This window comes from Blastococcus sp. URHD0036, from assembly GCF_000701365.1.
Lineage (GTDB): Bacteria > Actinomycetota > Actinomycetes > Mycobacteriales > Geodermatophilaceae > Trujillonella.
In genome coordinates this window covers 21,073-39,952 of the sequence record NZ_JNIK01000021.1, presented here as the reverse complement: position 1 = coordinate 39,952, position 18,880 = coordinate 21,073, and the positions used below count along the sequence as shown (strand labels likewise).

Here is an 18,880-nt window from a genome sequence, read left to right as displayed (position 1 = left end):
CCCGGGAGACCGCCGGGAGCCCGGCCGGCCGTCAGGACGACGGGCGCAGCCGCCGCAGCAGTCCCCGACCGCGCCCGGCGTCGGCCAGCACGGTGGCCGGCAGGGACGCCGGCCAGAGCAGCGCCCGCAGCCGCGTCCCGCGCTCCGCCGCGGCCAGCAGCCCCCGGCGGGCGCGGTGCACCGCCTGGGCGAGCTCGTCCGGGGCCGGCCCGGCACCCGGTGCGGCGAAGCTGGCGGCCTCCTCCGCACGGGCCAGGTACGCGATCGCCGCACGCGCCTCAGCGGCGGGGTCGGAGGGGCCGGCGCCCCGGACGGCGGGCGGCGGCGTCGGCAGGCACTGGCCCAGCCGGACACCGATCTGACGAGGCGTCTGCCACGAGTTCCACGGCAGGCCGAGGTCCAGTGCCGTGGCGGCGAGCTCGTCCCAGGCGGCGGCCGCGCTGCCCGTCGCCAGCCGACGGCGCCGCTGCGCTCCCCGCGCCGTGGCCGGCGCGGCCAGCAGTGCCGCCCCGAGCAGCGCGGCGGCCGTCGCCGGGAGCACCGTGCCGGTCCAGTCCAGCGAGTCGTCCGCGCCCGCGGCCCGGGCGGAGTCCTCGGCGCCGGCGTCGACCTCCGGCGCGATCGGTGCGGGCGCGGGCAGCGGTGCCGCGGGGATGTCGGTCCGCGGGTCCACCTCCTGGTCCGGCGGGCGGGGCGCCCAGGGCAGCGTCACGGCGCGGTCGCTGTCGATCGGGGTGGGGTCGTAGGGCACCCAGCCGAGGCCCTCGAAGTAGACCTCGACCCAGGCGTGCGCGTCGTTGCTGGTGACCAGCCGGCTGCCGTCGGGCTGCACCAGCCCGGGCGTGTAGCCCAGCACCACGCGGGCCGGCACCCCGGCCTCGCGGACCATCACCGCCATCGCGCCGGCGTACTGCTCGCAGTAGCCCCGCCGGTTCTGCAGGAAGTCGGCGAGGTCGTCGCCGGTGGTGCCGGGGTCGGTGGCGAGGCTGTACACCCAGCCGTTGGCCGGGTCGGTCATGAAGCCGTAGATCGCCTGCACGACCTCCGCGGTGGTGTCCGCCCCGCCCGTCACCTCGCTGACGAGGTCGGTGACCGAGGGGTCCAGCTGCGGCGGGTCGGCCAGTGCCGCCTCCGGCCGCGCCGGGGACACCGCCGGCGCCCCGGCCAGCTGCTCCGGGAGCGGGCGGGGGTCCTCACCGCTGGTGCCGTAGGTGAGCCCCTCGGAGGTGCTCGTCCCGTCGATGCCGGACACGGTCGCGGAGGCGGGGTCGAACGACCAGTCGCCGGCGTCGGCGATCTGCACGGCGACGGGGGAGGAGAGGACCGGGAGGAACCGGTCGTCGTGCTCGAGCACCGTCACGGTCGCGTCGACCACCCGCCGCGGCAGTCCCCGGGGGAGCGGGGCGAGCGCGCCGATCTCCTCCAGCGACGGCGCGTCGCCGAGGTCGCCGTCGAGGACCCAGCCGCGCTCGGGGTCGTAGGCGTCGAGGGCGACCGCACGGAGGTATCCCGGGTCCGGCACGGAGGCCTGCACCCGGAGGAGGTCGATCGGGTCCTCCCGGGTCAGCTCGCCCTGCAGCGCGGCCGCCGGGTCCAGCGACGTGCCGGTGGAACTGCGGCCACCCGAGCCCGAGCCCCACCGGTCGGCCAGCTCGCCCTCCCCGAGGATCGGCACCATCGACCCGAGCACCAGGGCCGCCGTCAGAGCCAGCAGGGCGGTGCGGACGGCGGTGAGGGCGCCGGTCGCCGCCCGCGGCCCGCCGGGACGACGGGGGCCGCGGGTCAGCCGGAGGTGCTGGTCGGACCACAGCAGCAGCGCGAGGCCGGCGGTCGGGAGGGCGACGGCGGCCAGTCCCACGCCGCCGGTCACCGTGACCAGCGGAACGCAGAACAGGGCGAGCAGCGCCGGGGCGGCCAGCGCCGGCTGCCGGCCGGCGACCGCCACGAGGTCCACCACGACCGCGACGACCCCGACCATGAGCGCGGTGAGGGCGCACAGCCCGGGAAGCGGTGCGGCGGGGGTGAACTGCTCGCGCAGCTGGGCGCTGCCGTCGACGAGGACGCCGCCCAGGTCGGCCACGCTCCCCGGGGTCGGGATGACGCCCAGGACCGCCTGGTCCGAGGCGAACACGGCGGTCAGCGCGCACCCCAGCGCGAGCAGCTGCCCGACGGCGACGAGCGGGACGGCGAGTGCCGCCCATCCCGGCGCGGGGGCGTTCCGGGAGACCCCGGCCCACAGCGCCGGGCCGGCCAGCCGGAGCGCCAGGCCGCTGAGCGCGACCGCCGCGACCGCCGCCAGCACGCCCGGCACCCAGTCGGCCGCGCTGAAGACCGGGGCCAGCGCCGCCGACCCCAGCGCGGTGGCCACGGCGGCGGCCAGCGTCGCCCCGGCGTCCTCCCGCGCGACCGCGGCCAGGGCCGCTCGTTCGCCCACGACCCCGCTCACGCGCCCACCCCGAGCACGCCCCGGGCGCCGGTGAGGGCGGCCCACACGTCCTCCACGGGCTGCCCGGCGCGGGCGACGGCCACCTGCCAGCCGGCGTCCCGGAGGAGTGTGGTGACCTCGTCCTGCTGGCGGGTCAGCAGCGTGCGCGCGGCCTCGGTCGAGGAACGGCGGCTGCGCCCCCCGGTCGCGCCGTAGCCGCCGACGTCGACCAGCACGGCCAGGTCCGCGCCCGGCCCCGACCGGGCGTGTGCCAGGCGGGCGGCGTCGTCGGTGCCGACGGCGCCCAGCAACGCCACCACCGGGCCGTCCGCGCCGGCCCGGGTCAGGTGCTCGGCCGCGACCGCGAGATCCGGGCGCCGCGAGGGCTGCAGGACGGCGAGCCGGTCGAGCAGCCCTTCTGCGTCCAGCCCGCGGCGCGGATCGGCGGGGGTCAGCTCGCCGGCGTCGGTGACGACCCGCAGCGCCGCTCCGCCGGTGGCCAGCGCGCTGCCGATGCTCGCGGCCGCCTCGACCAGCCACTCGAGGCTGTCCACCGGGTCGTCGCCGGCCGGGGCCGACCCGGTCGGGGCGAGCAGGTGGGCGCGGATCCGGGTGTCGAGCACGAGGGTGGCCGACGAGCGCCAGGGACGCTCCTCGAGGCGCACCATCAGCTCGCCGGTCCGCGCGGTCGCCCGCCAGTGCACCTTCCGCAGGTCGTCGCCGGACCGGTAGGCGCGGGTGCTGACGTCGTCCTCGCCGTGGACGGCGATCGAGCGGCGGGCGCCGATGCCGGTGCGGCCGGCGCCGCCGGTCAGCCCGCCCGCGGAGAGGGGGCGCACCCGGGGCACCACGAGCAGCGAGCCGGCGTCCGTGCCGGAGACCGAGCGCAGCACGAGGCCGAAGGGGTCGACCAGCCGCAGCCGCAGGGGTCCCAGGGGGTACCGGCCCCGCCGGGAGCCGGCGACGCGGTAGGGGAGGGAGGCCGTGGCGCCGGCAGGGAGCCGCTCCAGGACGAAGCTCGGGGACCGGCCGAGCTCGGGCGGCACGGGCTCGGTGAGCAGCCACAGGCCCCCGGCCCGCCGATCGGCGTTGGTGACCTCGAGCAGGACGTCGGACACCGCGCCGCGCGGCACCCGGCCCGGGGTCACGGTGCGGCGGGTGGAGAGCCGGAACCGCCGGCGGGCGACGCTCAGCGTCGACAGCAGCGGCAGCGCGAGCACGAAGACGGCCACCTGGACCAGGGACAGCTCACCGAGCAGGGCGCCGAGCGCGAGCAGCGCCAGCCCCACCGCGATCAGGCAGCGGCCGCGCACGGTGAGGGACGACAGCGCCCGGCCGACGGGTCCCGGCACCGGTCTCAGCGCCCGCGGGGCACCGGGGTGGTGCGCAGCAGTCCGGTCACCACCTGCTCGCCGGTACGACGGGCACCGGCGGCGTCGGCCGACAGCAGCAGCCGGTGGGCCAGCACCGGGACGGCCAGCTCCTGGACGTCGTCCGGGAGCACGTGGTCGCGGCCGGCCAGTGCCGCGGCGGCCCGGGCGGTGCGCAGCAGCTGCACCCCGGCCCGCGGCGACGCGCCCAGCCGCAGGTCCGGCGAGCGGCGGGTGCCCTCCACCAGCGCCACGACGTAGCGCCGGACGGCGTCGGACACGTGGAGCCCGCCGACCGCGGCGACGAGGTCGCGGATCGTCGCCGCGTCGGCGACCGGGCGCAGCGTGCTCAGCGGGTCGACACCGGTCTGGTCGTCGAGCATCGCCAGCTCCGACTCGCGGTCGGGATAGCCCATCGACACGCGCGCGGTGAAGCGGTCCCGCTGGGCCTCGGGGAGGGGATAGGTGCCCTCCATCTCGATCGGGTTCTGCGTCGCGACCACCATGAACGGCCGGGCGAGCTCGTAGCTCACGCCGTCAACGGTGACCTGACGCTCCTCCATGCACTCCAGCAGTGCCGACTGCGTCTTGGGCGAGGCCCGGTTGATCTCGTCGGCCACGACGACGTTGGCGAACACCGCCCCGGGCTTGAACTCGAACTCCCGGGACTCCTGGTCGTAGACGGCCACGCCGGTGACGTCGCTGGGCAGCAGGTCCGGGGTGAACTGGATGCGGCGCACGCTCGCGTCGATGGACCCGGCCAGCGCCTTGGCCAGGGTCGTCTTCCCGACGCCGGGCACGTCCTCCACCAGCAGGTGTCCCTCGGACAGCAGCACGACCAGTGCCATCCGGACGACCTCGGGCTTGCCGCGGACGACGCCGTCCACGTTGGCCAGGATGCGTGCGCCGGTCGCAGCGACGTCGGCCGTCGGCACGGGCCGGTACACGTCGGTCACCGGCACCACGGTACGTGCCGCGCGCCACGCCGGGGGGCCTTCCGCACACGGGGCCTGGGCCCCTGTCCCTCCCGGCGTCCCCACCCCGCCCCACCGGGCGTCCCCACTCCGCCCCACCTCCGGCCCCACCGCGCCCCACGGCTCTCCCTCCCCGGACCTCCCGGCCGCCCCACCGGTCCCCACCCGGGGTCCACCGGGCCTCCTCGCCGGGCGTCGCAGGGCGGTCGCGGCCCCCTCGGGAGGTGCTCGGAGACCCCCGCGAGCCGCCGAGGGGCGCTGCTGCGGCGTCCGTCTGACCTGCACGGGGGCGGCCGGTGCGCGCGGTGGGGGAGCGGAATCACGACATGGTGTCGAGTGGTGTCCAGTGGGGCGTAGTGGGTTACTGTGTGGCCCGGTGGGGAGGCAGGGCCCATCCCGGGGTCCCCGCGGATGGCAGGGAGGACCCATGGGGGAGGTGATCCGGTGTTCGTCGGCAGCTACCCGTTGCGCCTCGACGAGAAGGGCCGGCTCGCCCTCCCGGTGCGCTTCCGCGAGCAGGTCGGCGACGGCATGGTGATCAAGAAGGGCCAGGAGCGCTGCATCTACGGCCTCACCATGGCCCGGGTCGCCGAGCAGAGCGCCACCGCCGCCGCGATGGCCCCCTCCGACACCGCCGCGGCGCGCATGCGCGCCCGCATGAGCTTCGGCTCCATGGTCGAGGTCGAGCCGGACAAGACCGGCCGCATCACCATCCCGGCGAGCCTGCGCGAGTACGCCGGTCTGGACCGTGACGTCGTCGTCGTGGGCGTCGACACCCGGTTCGAGATCTGGGACTCCGCCATGTGGGACACCTACGTGGCCGAGCAGGAAGCCGCGTACGCCGCGATGGAGAGCGAGGGGATGCCCACCCTGTCCTGAGCCGCCCCGCCCCGCGACCTCCTCCGCGCCCCGTCCGACCGAGCCGCCTTCCCCGCGGCTCGACCGGCTCCGGCCCGAGTCGCCTTCCCCGCAACTCGGTCCACCCCGCGCGGATCCGCCGACCCCGGTCGGCACGTCGCTCCCCGGCCACCCGGCCGGGTCGCGGACTCCGGCGCCCCCGCGGAGCACTCCTCCTGACGCACTTCCCCGGCGCCAGGCGAACGCTCCGCGGGGCGCCCGGGACCCGCCCCCGCACTCCCCGGCCTCCCGGAATTCCCGGCGACCCGCCCGGCCGCTGACACCGCCGACGCCCCGCTCCGCGCCACCATGGACGAGCCCGCATCCGACCCGTTCGAGGAGCAGCCGACGATGAGCAGCGACGAGCCCGCGCAGGGCTCCGCGCGCCCTGACCCGGTGCACGTCCCGGTCCTGCTGGAGCGGGTGACCGAGCTCCTCGCCCCCGCCTGCGCCGCGCCCGGCGCCGTCCTCGTCGACGCGACCCTCGGCCTGGCCGGTCACTCCCTCGCGATGCTCGACGCCCACCCCGGCCTGCGCCTGGTCGGCCTCGACCGCGACCCCGACGCCCGCGCGGAGGCCGGCCGCCGGATCGCCGCCGCCGGTCACGCCGACCGCGCCACCCTCGTGCCCGCCGTCTTCGACGAGCTGCCGCAGGTGCTCGAGGACCTGGGCATCGACGAGGTGCAGGGCGTCCTGTTCGACCTCGGCGTCTCGTCTCTGCAGCTGGACCGGCCCGACCGCGGCTTCAGCTACTCCGCCGACGCCCCCCTCGACATGCGCATGGACCCGAGCACCGGACGCACCGCCGCCGACGTGGTGAACACCTACAGCGCCGGCGAGCTCGCGCGCGTGCTGCGCGTCTACGGCGAGGAGCGTTTCGCCGGCCGGATCGCCGCCGCCATCGAGCGCGAGCGCCGCACCGAGCCGTTCACCCGCACCGGCCGGCTCGCCGAGCTGGTGCGCGCCTCGATCCCCGCGGCGACCCGGCGCACCGGCGGCCACCCCGCCAAGCGGACCTTCCAGGCGCTGCGCATCGAGGTCAACGACGAGCTCGGCGTGCTCGAGCGGGCCCTGCCGGCGGCGCTCGACGCCCTGGCCGTGGGCGGCCGCGTCGTCGTCATCACCTTCCACTCGCTCGAGGACCGCATCGTCAAGCAGGTCCTCGCCGCCGGCGCCGCCGACCGCACCCCGCCGGAGTTCCCGCTGCCGGTGCCGGAGCTCGCCCCGGTCCTGCAGCTGGTCACCCGCGGGGGAGAGGGCCCCTCCGACGCCGAGCTCGCGGCCAATCCGCGGGCCGCCTCGGCGCGGGTCCGCGCCGCCCAGCGCATCCGGCGGGCGGCATGAGCGCCGCCGCCCGCGCCGCCCGTCCCGAGGACGACGGCCCGCGGTCCGGCACCCCCCGCTCCCGGATCGGCACGGCCCGCGCCACCAGCGCGCGGACCGCCACCCCGCGGACCGCCACGCCCAAGGCGGCCACGACGGCCGCGCCTCCGAAGGCGACGTCCACGACGGCCACGCCCCGGACCGCTGCACCGTCCCGACCGGCCGCGGGGGCGGCTCCCGTCCGGGGGCGCGCCCACTCGGCGCCGGTCCGCACCGGCCCCGTCCGCGCCCGCCCGGCGGCCGTGCCCCGCGAGGTCCCGGCGCCCGTGGCCGCTCCCGCGAGCCGTCGTCGCCGGCTGGCCGCCGCCGGGTCCAGCGCCCGTCGGGCGCCCTTCGTGCTGCTCGTCGTGGGCCTCCTGCTGGGCACCACCCTGGCGCTGCTGTTCCTCAACACCGCGATCGCGGTCAACTCGCTCAAGGCCACGGAGGCGCGCACCGCCAACACCGAGCGCACCCAGCGGTTGGAGCAGCTCGAGCAGCAGGTCGTGGACGCGGGCACCCCGACCGCCATGGCCGCTGCCGCCGCCGCGGCGGGTCTCGTCCCCGCCGGGACCGCCGGCTACCTCGTGCTGGGCGCCGACGGCGCGGTCGTGCTGCGCGGCGCGCCCGTGCCCGCCGAGGCGCCGCCCGCCCCTGAGCCCCCCGCCCCCGCACCGGCTCCCGCCCCCGCACCGGCTCCCGGCGGCTGACCGTGTCCACTCCGCACCGCCCGCCGCCCGGCCGCCGCCCGGCGCCGGGCCGCACCGTCCGCTCCGGATCGGACGTCCCGCCCCGCTCGACGGGCGCCTTCGTGCCCCGCCGCGACCCGGGCCGCCGCCGGCGCGAGACGCTGCCGGTCCTCCGTCCCCGCGGCCTGCGGGTCGGCATGGCACTCATCGCCGCCGCCCTGCTGCTGGTGACCGGGAAGCTCGTCCTGCTGCAGGGCGTGGACGGCGCGCAGTACGCCGAGGCCGCGTCCCAGGCGCGGCTGCGCACCGTGGACATCGCGGCGCTGCGGGGCCAGGTCCTCGACCGCGACGGCAACCTGCTCGCCTACACCGTCGACGCCTCGCTCGTCGTCGCCGACCCCTCGCTGGTCGCCGACCCCCAGCGGACGGCGCTGGCCCTCACCACGCTGCTCGACGTCCCCGCGTCGGAGCTCACCGAGCTGCTGGAGCGCGACGGCCGGTACGTGGAGCTCGCCCACCAGGTGACCCCGGAGACGGTCTCGGCGATCGAGGACCTCGAGCTCGACGGGATCCGCTTCGAGGACGAGCCGATGCGGCTCTACCCGGCCGGCTTCGTGGGCGGCCAGGTCGTCGGGTTCATCGGCCGCGACGGCGAGGGGCTGGCCGGCATCGAGCAGCGCTTCGACGCGCAGCTGTCCGGCACCGACGGCGAGCGCCGCGTCGAGGTCGGCAGCGGCGGCAACCCCATCCCGTCGGGCATCGACGAGTCCACCCCGGCCGTCGACGGCAGCTCGGTGCAGCTGACGCTCGACGAGGACGTGCAGTACGTGATGGAGCAGCGGCTGGCCGCGGCGTGCAGCGACGGCGCCACCACCCGCGCCTCGGCGGTCGTCCTCGACGTGCACACCGGCGAGGTGGTCGCGATGGGCAGCTGTCCGGGCTACGACCCGGGCGCGGCCCGCAGCACCGACCCCGATCTGCTGGGCAACCCGGTGGTCTCCCAGGTCTTCGAGCCCGGCTCGGTGATGAAGGCCGTCACCATGGCCGGCGCGATCGAGGAGGGGCTCACCACCCCCGACGAGGTGATCTCCGTTCCCGGGCACATCCAGGCCGGCGACGCCGTCGTCACCGACGCCCACGACCACGCCCCCGTCGACTGGACCGTGACCGGCATCCTCGCCAAGTCCAGCAACGTCGGCACGATCATGCTGGCCCGCCGGCTGGGCGACGAGAAGCTCGAGGAGTACCTGCGGGCCTTCGGCGTCGGCGCCGCCACCGGCGTCGAGCTGCCGGGGGAGAGCGCCGGCATCCTCGAGCCGGCGGAGGACTGGACGGCCAGCCGCGCGGCGAACGTGCCGATCGGGCAGGGCGTCTCGGTCACCACCCTGCAGATGGCCTCGGTGTACCAGGCCATCGCCAACGGCGGCGTCCGCGTCGAGCCCCGCCTGGTCTCCTCGGTCACCGCCGCCGACGGCACCGTCACCCCGGTCGAGCAGCCGGAGCCCACGCGGGTGGTCAGCGAGGACACCGCCGACGACCTCGCCTACATGCTCGAGGCGGTGGTCGGCCCCGGCGGCACCGCCCCGCTCGGCCAGGTCGACGGGTTCCGCGTGGCCGGCAAGACCGGGACCGCCCAGCGGGCCAACCCCGAGTGCGGCTGCTACGACGGCGGCGGGTACGTGACGACGTTCGTAGGCTTCGCCCCGGCCGACGACCCGCAGTACGTCGTCGCCGTCGACCTCGAGCGGCCGACCAGCTCCGCCGAGGGCGGTCAGGTCGCCGCGCCGGTCTTCGCCGACGTCATGCGCTACGCCCTCACCGCCGGGGGCGTCGTCCCCTCCGGCACCGCCCGGCCCGAGTTCGTCCTCACCGCCGGCGACTAGAAGGACCCCCTCGCCCCCCACCCCTCGCAGGCTCGCGGCGGGCCCCTGCGAGGGGGCCGTGCTCTGCCCGCGTGCGCTGCACAGCCGCCGGTCGGTACGCCGGTAGATTGGAGCCCCGTGACCCCGACCGCGCCCGGGGCGGCCCCCCGGCCCGCGGGGACCGCGCCCCTGCCCCTCGCCGATCTCGCCGACCTGATCGGTGCGCCCGTGCAGGGCGACCCCGCCACGGCGGTCACCGGCGTCACCCTCGCGTCGGACGACGTGCGCCCCGGTGACCTCTACGCGGCCCTCCCCGGCGCCCGCACCCACGGCGTCCGGTTCGCCGCCGACGCCGCTGCCCGCGGGGCCCGCGCGCTGCTCACCGACCCCACCGGGCGGGACGACGCCTGCGCCACCGGCCTGCCGGTCTGCGTGACCGACGACCCCCGCGCGGCGCTCGGCGCCGTCGCCGCCCGCGTGTACGGGGAACCGGCCCGCCGGCTGCAGGTCATCGGCATCACCGGGACGAACGGCAAGACGACGACGGCGTACCTGGTCGAGGCCGGCCTCGTCGCCGCCGGCCGGGGCACGGGGCTCATCGGCACGGTGCAGATGCGCACCCGGCTGCCCGGCGCGGAGCCGACGGCGATCCCGAGCGCCCGGACCACCCCCGAGGCGCCGGTGCTGCACGCGCTCCTGGCCGGGATGGCGGAGTCCGGCGTCGAGTCGGTGGTCATGGAGGTCTCCAGCCACGCGCTGGTGCTGGGCCGGGTCGGCGGTGTGGCGTTCGCCGCCGCCGGCTTCACCAACCTCAGCCAGGACCACCTGGACTTCCACCGCGACCTCGAGGACTACTTCCAGGCCAAGGCGCTGCTGTTCGACGGCCGCGCCGCGGTCGAGGTGGTCGACGTCGACGACGCCCATGGCCGGCGGCTCACCGGCATGCTCGGCGGCCGCCGCGCGGTGACCGTCGCGAGCGCCGGCGAGCGCCCCGCGGACTGGACGGCGTCGGACCTGGCGCCTGCTCCGGGCGGGGGCTCCACGTTCACCCTGCACGGCCCCGGCGGCCGGTCCTGGCCGGCCGCGCTGCGGCTGCCCGGCCGGTTCAACGTCGCCAACGCGGTGCTGGCCGTCGCGCTGCTGGACGCCGTCGGCGTGCCCGTGGACGCCGCCCTGGAGGGGATCGCCGGCACGGTCGTCCCCGGCCGCATGGAGCCGGTGGACGCCGGCCAGCCGTTCGTCGCCGTCGTCGACTACGCGCACACCCCCGACGCCGTCGCCACCGCGCTGGCGGCCCTGCGCGGCGCCACTCCCGGGCGGCTGATCACCGTGCTCGGCTGCGGCGGCGACCGCGACCCGGGCAAGCGGCCGGCGATGGGTGCCGCCGCCGCGACCGGCAGCGACCTGCTCGTGGTCACCGACGACAACCCGCGCTCCGAGGAGCCGGCCGCCGTCCGCGCCGCCATGCTCGCCGGTGTGCCCGCCGACCGTCGCTCCGCCGTCGTGGAGATCGGCGACCGGCGGGCCGCGATCGCCGAGGCCGTGTCCCGGGCGCGGCCCGGTGACACCGTGCTGGTCGCCGGCAAGGGGCACGAGACCGGGCAGGAGACCGCCGGAGTGGTGACGCCGTTCGACGACCGCGAGGTGCTCCGCGAGGCGCTCACCCGGGTCGGTGCCCCGTGATCGCCCTGACGCTGGCCGAGGTGGCCGACGCCGTGGGCGGCCGGCTCACCGGCGGGGACGCCGGCGCGCCGGTGACCGGCGCTGTCACGATCGACTCCCGCACGGTCGGCGCCGGTGACCTGTTCGTGGCGCTGCCGGGCGAGCGGGTCGACGGGGCCGACTTCCTCCCCGCCGCGGCCGCCGCCGGCGCCGCCGGGGCCCTGGCCACCCGCGCCGACGACGCGCTGCCCGTCGTCGTCGTCGACGACCCGGTCGCCGCCCTGGGCCGGCTCGCCACCGCCGTCCACGGCCGGCTGACCGGCGACGGCCTGGTCACGCTGGGCATCACCGGGTCCTCGGGCAAGACCTCCACCAAGGACCTGCTCGGCCAGGTGCTCGCCGCCGACGGCCCCACGGTGAGCCCGCCCGGCTCCTTCAACAACGACATCGGCCTGCCGCTGACCGTGCTCTCCGCCGACGCCGCCACCCGCTACCTGGTCCTGGAGATGGGCGCCCGCGGCATCGGGCACATCGCCCGACTCTGCGCCGTGGCCCGGCCCCGCATCGGCGTCGTCCTCAACGTCGGCTCGGCCCACCTCGGCGAGTTCGGCTCCCCGGAGGGCACCGCCCAGGCCAAGGGCGAGCTCGTGGAGGCGCTGCCGGCCGACGGCACCGCCGTCCTGAACGCCGACGACCCGCGGGTGATCGGCATGGCCTCCCGCACCCGCGCGCAGGTGCTCACCACCGGCCTCGGCGACCGCGCCGACGTGCGGGCGGTCGACGTCGCGCTCGACGGCGAGGGGCGTGCCGCGTTCACCCTCGTCGCCGCCGGCGAGCAGCACCCGGTGAGGCTGCAGGTGGTCGGCGGGCACCAGGTCGCGAACGCCCTGTCCGCCGCCGGCGCCGCCCTCGCCGCCGGCATGGCGCCCGCCGCGGTGGCCACCGCGCTGTCGGCCGCGCAGGTGCGCAGCCGCTGGCGGATGGAGGTCACCCGCCGGGCCGACGGCGTGACCGTGGTCAACGACGCCTACAACGCCAACCCCGAGTCCATGCGCGCCGCCCTGGCCGCGGTGACCGGGATGAGCGGCACCCGCCGCGTCGCCGTCCTCGGTGCGATGGGTGAGCTGGGGCCCACGGCGGCCGAGGAGCACGAGCGGCTGGGCCGCGACGCGATCGCCGCCGGCGTCGAGATCGTCGTGGCCGTGGGCCCCGATGCGGTAGGGATAGCGACCGGGGCCCGCGCCGCGGGTGCCCCGGACGGAGAGGGGTCGGTGCACGTGCCGGACCGGGCTGCCGCCCGAGCGCTGCTGACGGAGGTGCTCGTGCCCGGCGACGTCGTGCTGGTCAAGGCCAGCCGTGCCTACGGGCTGGAGCTGCTCGCCGCCGACCTGCTCGACGACGGGACGACCGCGTGAAGTCCGTCCTCATCGCCGGGGCCTTCGGGCTCATCTTCTCGATCCTGGCCACTCCGGTGGCCGTGCACCGGTTCCGCCGGCTCGGCTTCGGCCAGGAGATCCGCGACGACGGCCCCGAGAGCCACCTGTCGAAGAAGGGCACGCCCACGATGGGCGGCACCGTCATCGTCGGGGCGACCGTCGGCGGCTACCTGGTCGCGCACCTGTTCCTGGCCGGACAGGAGGGCCGTGGGGTCACCGCCACCGGCCTGCTGCTGCTCTTCCTGATGGCGGGCCTGGGCACCGTCGGCTTCCTCGACGACTACCTCAAGATCCGCTACCGCCGCAGCCTGGGCCTGAACAAGACGGCGAAGCTGGTCGGCCAGCTCGTCGTCGGCGTGACCTTCGCGGTGCTGGCGATCAACTTCTCGTCCGACGGGGTCACCCCCGCCTCGACCTGGGTCTCCTACGTCCGCGACATCGCCCCTCTCGCACTCGGTCCGGTGCTCTTCGTCGTCCTGGCGTACCTGTTCATCGCCGGCTTCTCCAACGCGGTGAACCTGACCGACGGTCTCGACGGGCTGGCCGCCGGCGCCTCGGCGATGGTGTTCGGCTCCTACGTCGTCATCTCGTTCTGGCAGTTCACCCACGACTGCGCGACCGCAGCCGTCGAGGGCTGCTACGAGGTGCGCGACCCGCTGGACGTCACGCTGGTCGCGACGGCCGCCATGGGCGCCTGCCTGGGCTTCCTCTGGTGGAACACCAGCCCGGCCAAGATCTTCATGGGCGACACGGGTTCGCTCGCCCTCGGCGGGTTGATGTCGGGGCTGGCGATCGTCACCCGGACCGAGCTGCTGCTCGTCGTCCTGGGCGGCCTGTTCGTCGCGGTGACGCTCTCGGTGGTGATCCAGGTGGCCTTCTTCCGCGCCACCCGCAGGCGGGTGTTCCGGATGGCCCCGTTGCACCACCACTTCGAGCTGGCCGGCTGGACGGAGAACACCGTGATCGTCCGGTTCTGGCTGGTCACGGCGATGGCGGTGGCCTTCGGGCTGGGGCTCTTCTACGCCGACTGGCTGTCGTTCACCGGCCTGTGAGGCCGGCCTCCGGGGCCCCCGCCAGTCACGCACACCACTCGACTCCCACGCGACACGCCCGGCGGCTCCCGGGCGCGACGGCCCGTACCGGCGACGATGGCGGGATGGACCCCACCGACGGTCGCCGCCGGCGCGCGCTCGCGCTGCCCCGGTGGATCGACGGCCCGATGACCAGCAGCCACCTGGTGATCGGGGCGGCCGGCATGCTGCTGGCCATCGGCCTGGTGATGGTCTTCTCCGCCTCGGCCATCGAGGCCGCACTCGCCGACCAGCCCGCCTGGCGACCGGGCGTCGACCAGCTCGTCTTCGCCGCCATCGGCGTGGTCGCCCTGCTGGTGGCGGTCCGGCTGCCGACCGCGGTCCTCCGGCGCTGGGCGCCGATCGCGCTGCTCGCCGTCCTCGGGCTGCTGCTGCTGGTCGCCGTCCCCGGGATCGGCACCGAGCTGAACGGGTCGCGCGCCTGGTTCGACCTCGGCTTCACCAACTTCCAGCCCTCCGAGGTGGCCAAGCTCGTCTTCGCCCTGTGGGGTGCGCACATGCTGGCGCTGCGGGCCCGCTACCTCACCGTGAAGAGCCTGCTCGTGCCGCTCGTCCCGGTGTTCGTGCTGATCTGCGCGCTGTTCATGCTGGAGCCGGACTTCGGCGCGAGCGTCACCCTCGGCCTGGTGCTGTGCGGGCTGCTGCTGGCCGCCGGCGCCCCGTGGCGGGTGTGGGCCGGTCTCCTGCTCGCCGGCGCCGTGGGCGCCGCCGTCCTGGTCACGTCGGCGTCCTACCGGTTCGAGCGGCTGACGTCGTTCCTGAACCCCGAGGCCGACCCGACCAACGCCGGGTTCCAGGCGATCCGGGGCTTCTACGCCCTGGCGACCGGCGGCTTCTGGGGCGTGGGCCTGGGCAACAGCGCCATGAAGTGGAACCTGCTCCCCGAGGCGGAGTCGGACTACATCTTCGCCATCATCGGCGAGGAGCTGGGCTTCCTGGGCTGCCTCGTCGTCGTCTCGCTCTACGGCGTGCTGGCCTGGGCCGGCTTCCGGATCGCCCGCCGCTCGGCCGACCGGTTCGTGCAGATGTCGAGCGTGGCCATCACCGTGTGGCTGGTCGGCCAGGCAGCGATGAACATGGGGTACGTGGTGGGACTGGGGCCGGTGACCGGCGTGACGCTGCCGCTGATCTCGGCCGGCGGCACCTCGCTGGTCCTCACCCTCTTCATCGTGGGCCTGCTGATCCGCTTCGCCCGGTCCGAGCCCGCGGCCGTCGAGTACCTGCAGCAGCGGGAGACCGGCCGCCTGGGCCGGCTGCTCCTGCCGATCCCCACCGTCGCCGTCGAGCCGGTCCGCCCGCGCAGCCGGCGGCGGCCGGCCGAGCCGCCGTCCCGCCGGCAGGCGGCGGGCGCCCGCACCGTCGTGCGCGTCCCGCCCGCGCCGTCCGCCCGGGGCTCCGCGGCTCCCCGCGCCGCGGCGCCGCGCGACCGGCGGTCCGTGCCCGAGCGCCCGCGGGCCGGGGAGGCGCGCCGCCAGCCGCCGGCCCGGGCCCGCGCCGCGGCACCGGACGTCCCGAGGCGTCCCCGGTGAGCGGTGCGACCGGGCGGCCCCTCAGCGTGGTGCTCGCCGGTGGCGGCACCGGCGGCCACATCGAGCCGATGCTCTCGCTGGCCGACGCACTGCTGCGCCGCGCCGGCGCCGTCCCCGGCGGCGTGCGGGTGACCTGCCTGGGCACCGCCCGCGGCATGGAGACCCGGCTGGTGCCGGCCCGCGGCTACGACCTGCGGCTGATCCCGCCGGTGCCGCTGCCGCGCAAGCCGACGCCGGACCTGCTGCGGGTGCCCGGCCGGGTCCGCCGCGCCGTCCGGGAGACCCGCGACCTGCTCGGGGAACTGTCCGCGGACGTCGTCGTCGGGTTCGGTGGCTACGTGGCGCTGCCCGCCTACCTCGCCGCCCGGGGGCGGGTGCCGATCGTGGTGCACGAGCAGAACGCGCTGCCGGGGCTGGCCAACCGGATCGGCGCGCGGCTCGCCGCCCGCGTCGCGGTCACCATGCCCGGGACGCCGCTGCACCGCGGCGAGCACGTGGGCATGCCGCTGCGGACGGCGATCAGCTCCCTGGACCGCCCGGCACGTCGGGCGGAGGCGCGGGCCGCCTTCGGCCTGGACGCCGACCGGCCCACGCTGCTGGTCTTCGGGGGGTCCCAGGGCGCGGCCTCGCTCAACCGGGCGGCCACCGGTGCGGCCGACGCGCTGACCGCCGCGGGGGTCCAGGTGCTGCACGCCCGGGGCCCGAAGAACACCGACGTCACCGTGCCCGCCCGCCCGGCCGGGGAGGCGCCGTACGTGGTCGTGGACTACCTGGAGCGGATGGACCTCGCCTACGCCGCCGCGGACCTGGCACTGTGCCGGGCCGGGGCCGTGACCGTCGCGGAGCTCTCCGCGGTCGGCCTGCCCGCGGCGTTCGTGCCGCTGCCCATCGGCAACGGGGAGCAGCGCCGCAACGCGCTGCCCGTCGTCGAGGCCGGGGGAGGCATGCTGGTGGAGGACGCCGACCTGTCCCCGGCCTGGATCACCGAGCACCTGGTGCCGCTCCTGACCGATCCGTCGGCCCTGGCCGGGTACTCCGCGCACGCCGCGGCCACCGGCGTCCCGGACGCCGACGAGCGGCTGGCCGACATCGTGCTGGAGGTGGCGAGACCGTGAGTGCCGCAGCGGTGGCTGCCTGGAAGGACCCGATCCCCGCGCTGGCCGACCTGGGCGCCGTCCACTTCGTGGGCATCGGGGGAGCCGGCATGAGCGGCATCGCCCGGATCATGCTGGCCCGCGGTGTGCGGGTGTCGGGCACCGACCGGCGCGACACCCCGACGCTGCTGGCCCTGCGGGCGCTGGGCGCGCGGGTCGTCCTCGGCCACGCGCCGGAGAACCTCGGCGACGCCGACACCGTCGTCGTCTCGACCGCGATCCGCGACGACAACCCCGAGCTGGCCGCCGCCCGCGAGCGCGGGCTGCGGGTGATCCCGCGGGCGGTGGCGCTGGCCGCCGTCATGGCCGGCCGGCGGAGCGTGGCCGTGGCCGGTACCCACGGCAAGACCTCGACCACGTCGATGCTCACCGTCGCGGTGCAGGCCTGCGGCGCGGACCCCTCGTTCGCCATCGGGGGCGACCTGAACGAGTCCGGCAGCAACGCCCACGCAGGCCAGGGCGACGTCTTCGTCGCCGAGGCCGACGAGAGCGACCGGTCGTTCCTGCTGCTGGCCCCGCACGGCGCGATCGTCACCAACGTGGAGGCCGACCACCTCGACAACTACGGGGACCTCGCCGCCGTCGAGGAGGCCTTCGACAGGTTCCTCGGCACGCTGGCTCCCGACGGCTTCCTCGTCCTGTGCGCCGACGACCCGGGTGCGGCCCGCCTGCGGTCGGTGCCGACGCCGGCCCGGGTGCGCACCTACGGCACCCACCCCGACGCCGACCTGCGGATGGTCGACATCGAGGTCGGCGCGGAGACCACGACCTGGACGGCGGTGCTCGACGGGGAGACCCTCGGCCGGATCTCGATCCTCGTGCCCGGTGAGCACATGGCCCGCAACAGCGCCGCCGCGCTCCTGGCCGGCCTCGAGCTCGGGCTGCCGGCCGACGGGCTGATCGCCGGGCTGGGCCGTTTCGGCGGCGTGCACCGCCGGTTCGAGCTCAAGGGCGTCGTGGGCGGCGTCCGCGTGTACGACGACTACGCCCACCACCCGACCGAGGTGCGTGCCCAGCTGCTGGCCGCCCGGGCCGTGGCGGGGGCGGGGCGGGTCGTCGTGGCGTTCCAGCCACACCTGTACAGCCGGACACGGGAGTTCGCCGCCGGCTTCGGGGAGGCCCTGGGGCTGGCAGACGAGGTCGTGGTGATGGACGTCTACGGCGCCCGCGAGGACCCGGTGCCCGGGATCACCGGCGCGCTGGTGGCCGACGCCGTGCCGCTGCCGGCCGGGCGGGTGCACTTCGAGCCCTCGTGGTCGGCGACGGCCCCGGCGCTGGCCGACCGTGCCCGGCCCGGCGACCTGGTGATCACGATGGGGGCCGGCAACGTGTCCATGGTGGGTCCCGAGGTGATCGCGGCGCTGACCGCCCGCGACACCGGGGCGCCTCCGTCGCCGCGCGCCCAGGCCGTGCCGCCCGGCGACGCGGCCCCGGGCCGGTGAGCCGGGCCGCCACCACCCGCGACCGGTCGCGGGGCGCGCCTCCCGAGGCCCGCCGTCCGGACCGGTCGCCGCGCCGGCGTCGCCCGCTGGACCCCCGCCGCCGGCTCGCCGTCCGCATCGGCCTGGCGCTGACCGCGGTGGTCGCCGCGGTGTGGGTCGTGTGGGGGAGTCCGCTGCTGGCGGTCGACGCCGTGCGGGTGGACGGCGCCGGGTCGCTGACCGCCGACCAGGTCCGGGCCGCGGCGGGGATCGCCGACGGGACGCCGTTGCTGCGGGTCGACGTCGACGCCGCCGCCGCCCGCGTCGCGCAGCTGCCCCAGGTCGCCTCGGTGCAGGTGACCCGCGGCTGGCCGCAGACGGTGGTGGTCACCGTGCAGGAGCGGGTGGCCGTCGCCGTGGTCGAGCGGGCGGGGACGCGGTCGCTGGTGGACGCCGACGGTGTGCTGTTCGACACCGTCACCGGTGCGCCGCCGGCCGGGGCGGTGCCGCTCGAGGTCGCCGATCCCGGCCCCGACGACGAGGCGACCCGCGCCGGTCTCGCCGCACTGGTGGAGCTGCCCCGGGACGTGCGCGGTCAGCTCGCCTCGGTCACCGCGCGGTCGGCCAACGACGTGACGCTGACGCTGACCGACGGCACCACCGTGCTGTGGGGCACGGCGGAGGAGTCCGGCGAGAAGGCCGACGTCCTGGTCGCCCTGCTGGGCCAGATCGCCTCCGGGGCGCTGGAACCGGCCGCGACCATCGACGTCAGCGCGCCGTCCGCCGTCGTCCTGCGCTGACCCGGGCGTCGGCACGGCCTGCGCACCGACACGCGCGGCCCCGCGACACGCCCGACACGAAAAAGGTTCTGCGGTGATGCCACCGACGGCGGGACCGGTGGGCTGCACCCGCACATGAGACGGATGGGCAGCGGGTCGTCACCATCAGTGGTGTTGTTGTGACGATTGCGCCGCCTGATCCCGGTGAGGTCTGGCCCGTGCGACACGC

14 protein-coding genes are annotated in these 18,880 nt (G+C 76.9%); 11 read left to right on the top strand and 3 right to left on the bottom strand.

Features of this window, described 5'->3' with window-relative positions; genetic code table 11:
- Positions 1–31: 31 nt before the first annotated feature.
- From N555_RS0122305 to N555_RS0122295, 3 genes are read right to left on the bottom strand one after another with little or no spacing between them, the layout of a single operon-like run.
- Positions 32–2,446, bottom strand: a complete 2,415-nt coding sequence (locus N555_RS0122305; protein WP_051684369.1) for a transglutaminase TgpA family protein — start codon at positions 2,444–2,446, stop codon at positions 32–34.
- Positions 2,443–3,777 (bottom strand): DUF58 domain-containing protein, encoded by a 1,335-nt coding sequence (locus N555_RS0122300; RefSeq protein ID WP_034512092.1) that lies wholly within the window; start codon positions 3,775–3,777, stop codon positions 2,443–2,445. The genes N555_RS0122305 and N555_RS0122300 overlap by 4 nt, the downstream gene beginning before the upstream one ends.
- 5 nt (positions 3,778–3,782) lie before the next feature.
- Positions 3,783–4,742, bottom strand: coding sequence for an AAA family ATPase (locus N555_RS0122295; RefSeq protein WP_255347378.1), 960 nt, complete (start codon positions 4,740–4,742; stop codon positions 3,783–3,785).
- Positions 4,743–5,213: 471 nt separating this feature from the next.
- Here N555_RS0122295 and mraZ point away from each other — a divergent pair, with 471 nt between their 5' ends.
- From mraZ to N555_RS0122240, 11 genes are all read left to right on the top strand, one after another.
- Complete coding sequence (gene mraZ, locus N555_RS0122290; protein ID WP_029433705.1) at positions 5,214–5,648, top strand: division/cell wall cluster transcriptional repressor MraZ; 435 nt, start codon at positions 5,214–5,216, stop codon at positions 5,646–5,648.
- Positions 5,649–6,017: 369 nt separating this feature from the next.
- Positions 6,018–7,010: a 16S rRNA (cytosine(1402)-N(4))-methyltransferase RsmH gene (rsmH, locus tag N555_RS0122285; protein ID WP_029433704.1), complete on the top strand. Its 993-nt coding sequence runs from the start codon at positions 6,018–6,020 to the stop codon at positions 7,008–7,010.
- The gene (locus N555_RS27120; RefSeq protein ID WP_051684368.1) at positions 7,007–7,738 is read left to right on the top strand and encodes a cell division protein FtsL; all 732 of its coding nucleotides are present in this window, start codon (positions 7,007–7,009) and stop codon (positions 7,736–7,738) included. The genes rsmH and N555_RS27120 overlap by 4 nt, the downstream gene beginning before the upstream one ends.
- 2 nt (positions 7,739–7,740) lie before the next feature.
- On the top strand, positions 7,741–9,600 hold the full coding sequence (locus N555_RS0122275; RefSeq protein ID WP_034512085.1) for a peptidoglycan D,D-transpeptidase FtsI family protein: 1,860 nt from the start codon (positions 7,741–7,743) through the stop codon (positions 9,598–9,600).
- Between the two features lie 117 nt (positions 9,601–9,717).
- On the top strand, positions 9,718–11,262 hold the full coding sequence (locus N555_RS0122270) for a UDP-N-acetylmuramoyl-L-alanyl-D-glutamate--2,6-diaminopimelate ligase (RefSeq protein ID WP_029433701.1): 1,545 nt from the start codon (positions 9,718–9,720) through the stop codon (positions 11,260–11,262).
- Entirely contained in the window at positions 11,259–12,656 is a 1,398-nt protein-coding gene (gene murF / locus N555_RS0122265; protein ID WP_029433700.1) for a UDP-N-acetylmuramoyl-tripeptide--D-alanyl-D-alanine ligase, read from the top strand. Before N555_RS0122270 ends, murF begins: the two co-directional genes overlap by 4 nt.
- Positions 12,653–13,729, top strand: coding sequence for a phospho-N-acetylmuramoyl-pentapeptide-transferase (gene mraY, locus N555_RS0122260; RefSeq protein WP_029433699.1), 1,077 nt, complete (start codon positions 12,653–12,655; stop codon positions 13,727–13,729). Before murF ends, mraY begins: the two co-directional genes overlap by 4 nt.
- Positions 13,730–13,833: 104 nt before the next feature.
- Positions 13,834–15,297 carry a putative lipid II flippase FtsW gene (ftsW, locus tag N555_RS0122255; protein ID WP_231503091.1) on the top strand — a complete coding sequence of 488 codons (1,464 nt, stop codon included), beginning with the start codon at positions 13,834–13,836 and terminating at the stop codon, positions 15,295–15,297.
- Positions 15,294–16,412: an undecaprenyldiphospho-muramoylpentapeptide beta-N-acetylglucosaminyltransferase gene (gene murG / locus N555_RS0122250; RefSeq protein WP_029433697.1), complete on the top strand. Its 1,119-nt coding sequence runs from the start codon at positions 15,294–15,296 to the stop codon at positions 16,410–16,412. The genes ftsW and murG overlap by 4 nt, the downstream gene beginning before the upstream one ends.
- Positions 16,409–17,893, top strand: a complete 1,485-nt coding sequence (gene murC, locus N555_RS0122245; protein WP_051684367.1) for a UDP-N-acetylmuramate--L-alanine ligase — start codon at positions 16,409–16,411, stop codon at positions 17,891–17,893. The genes murG and murC overlap by 4 nt, the downstream gene beginning before the upstream one ends.
- Positions 17,890–18,672 (top strand): cell division protein FtsQ/DivIB, encoded by a 783-nt coding sequence (locus N555_RS0122240; RefSeq protein WP_034512083.1) that lies wholly within the window; start codon positions 17,890–17,892, stop codon positions 18,670–18,672. Before murC ends, N555_RS0122240 begins: the two co-directional genes overlap by 4 nt.
- The last annotated feature ends 208 nt before the right edge of the window (positions 18,673–18,880 follow it).

What these genes read in the sequence shown, in the direction of transcription:
- rsmH (WP_029433704.1), top strand. Translation starts at nt 6,018, where the DNA reads ATGAGCAGCGACGAGCCCGCGCAGGGCTCCGCGCGCCCTGACCCGGTG.
- N555_RS27120 (WP_051684368.1), top strand. Translation starts at nt 7,007, where the DNA reads ATGAGCGCCGCCGCCCGCGCCGCCCGTCCCGAGGACGACGGCCCGCGG.
- ftsW (WP_231503091.1), top strand. Translation starts at nt 13,834, where the DNA reads ATGGACCCCACCGACGGTCGCCGCCGGCGCGCGCTCGCGCTGCCCCGG.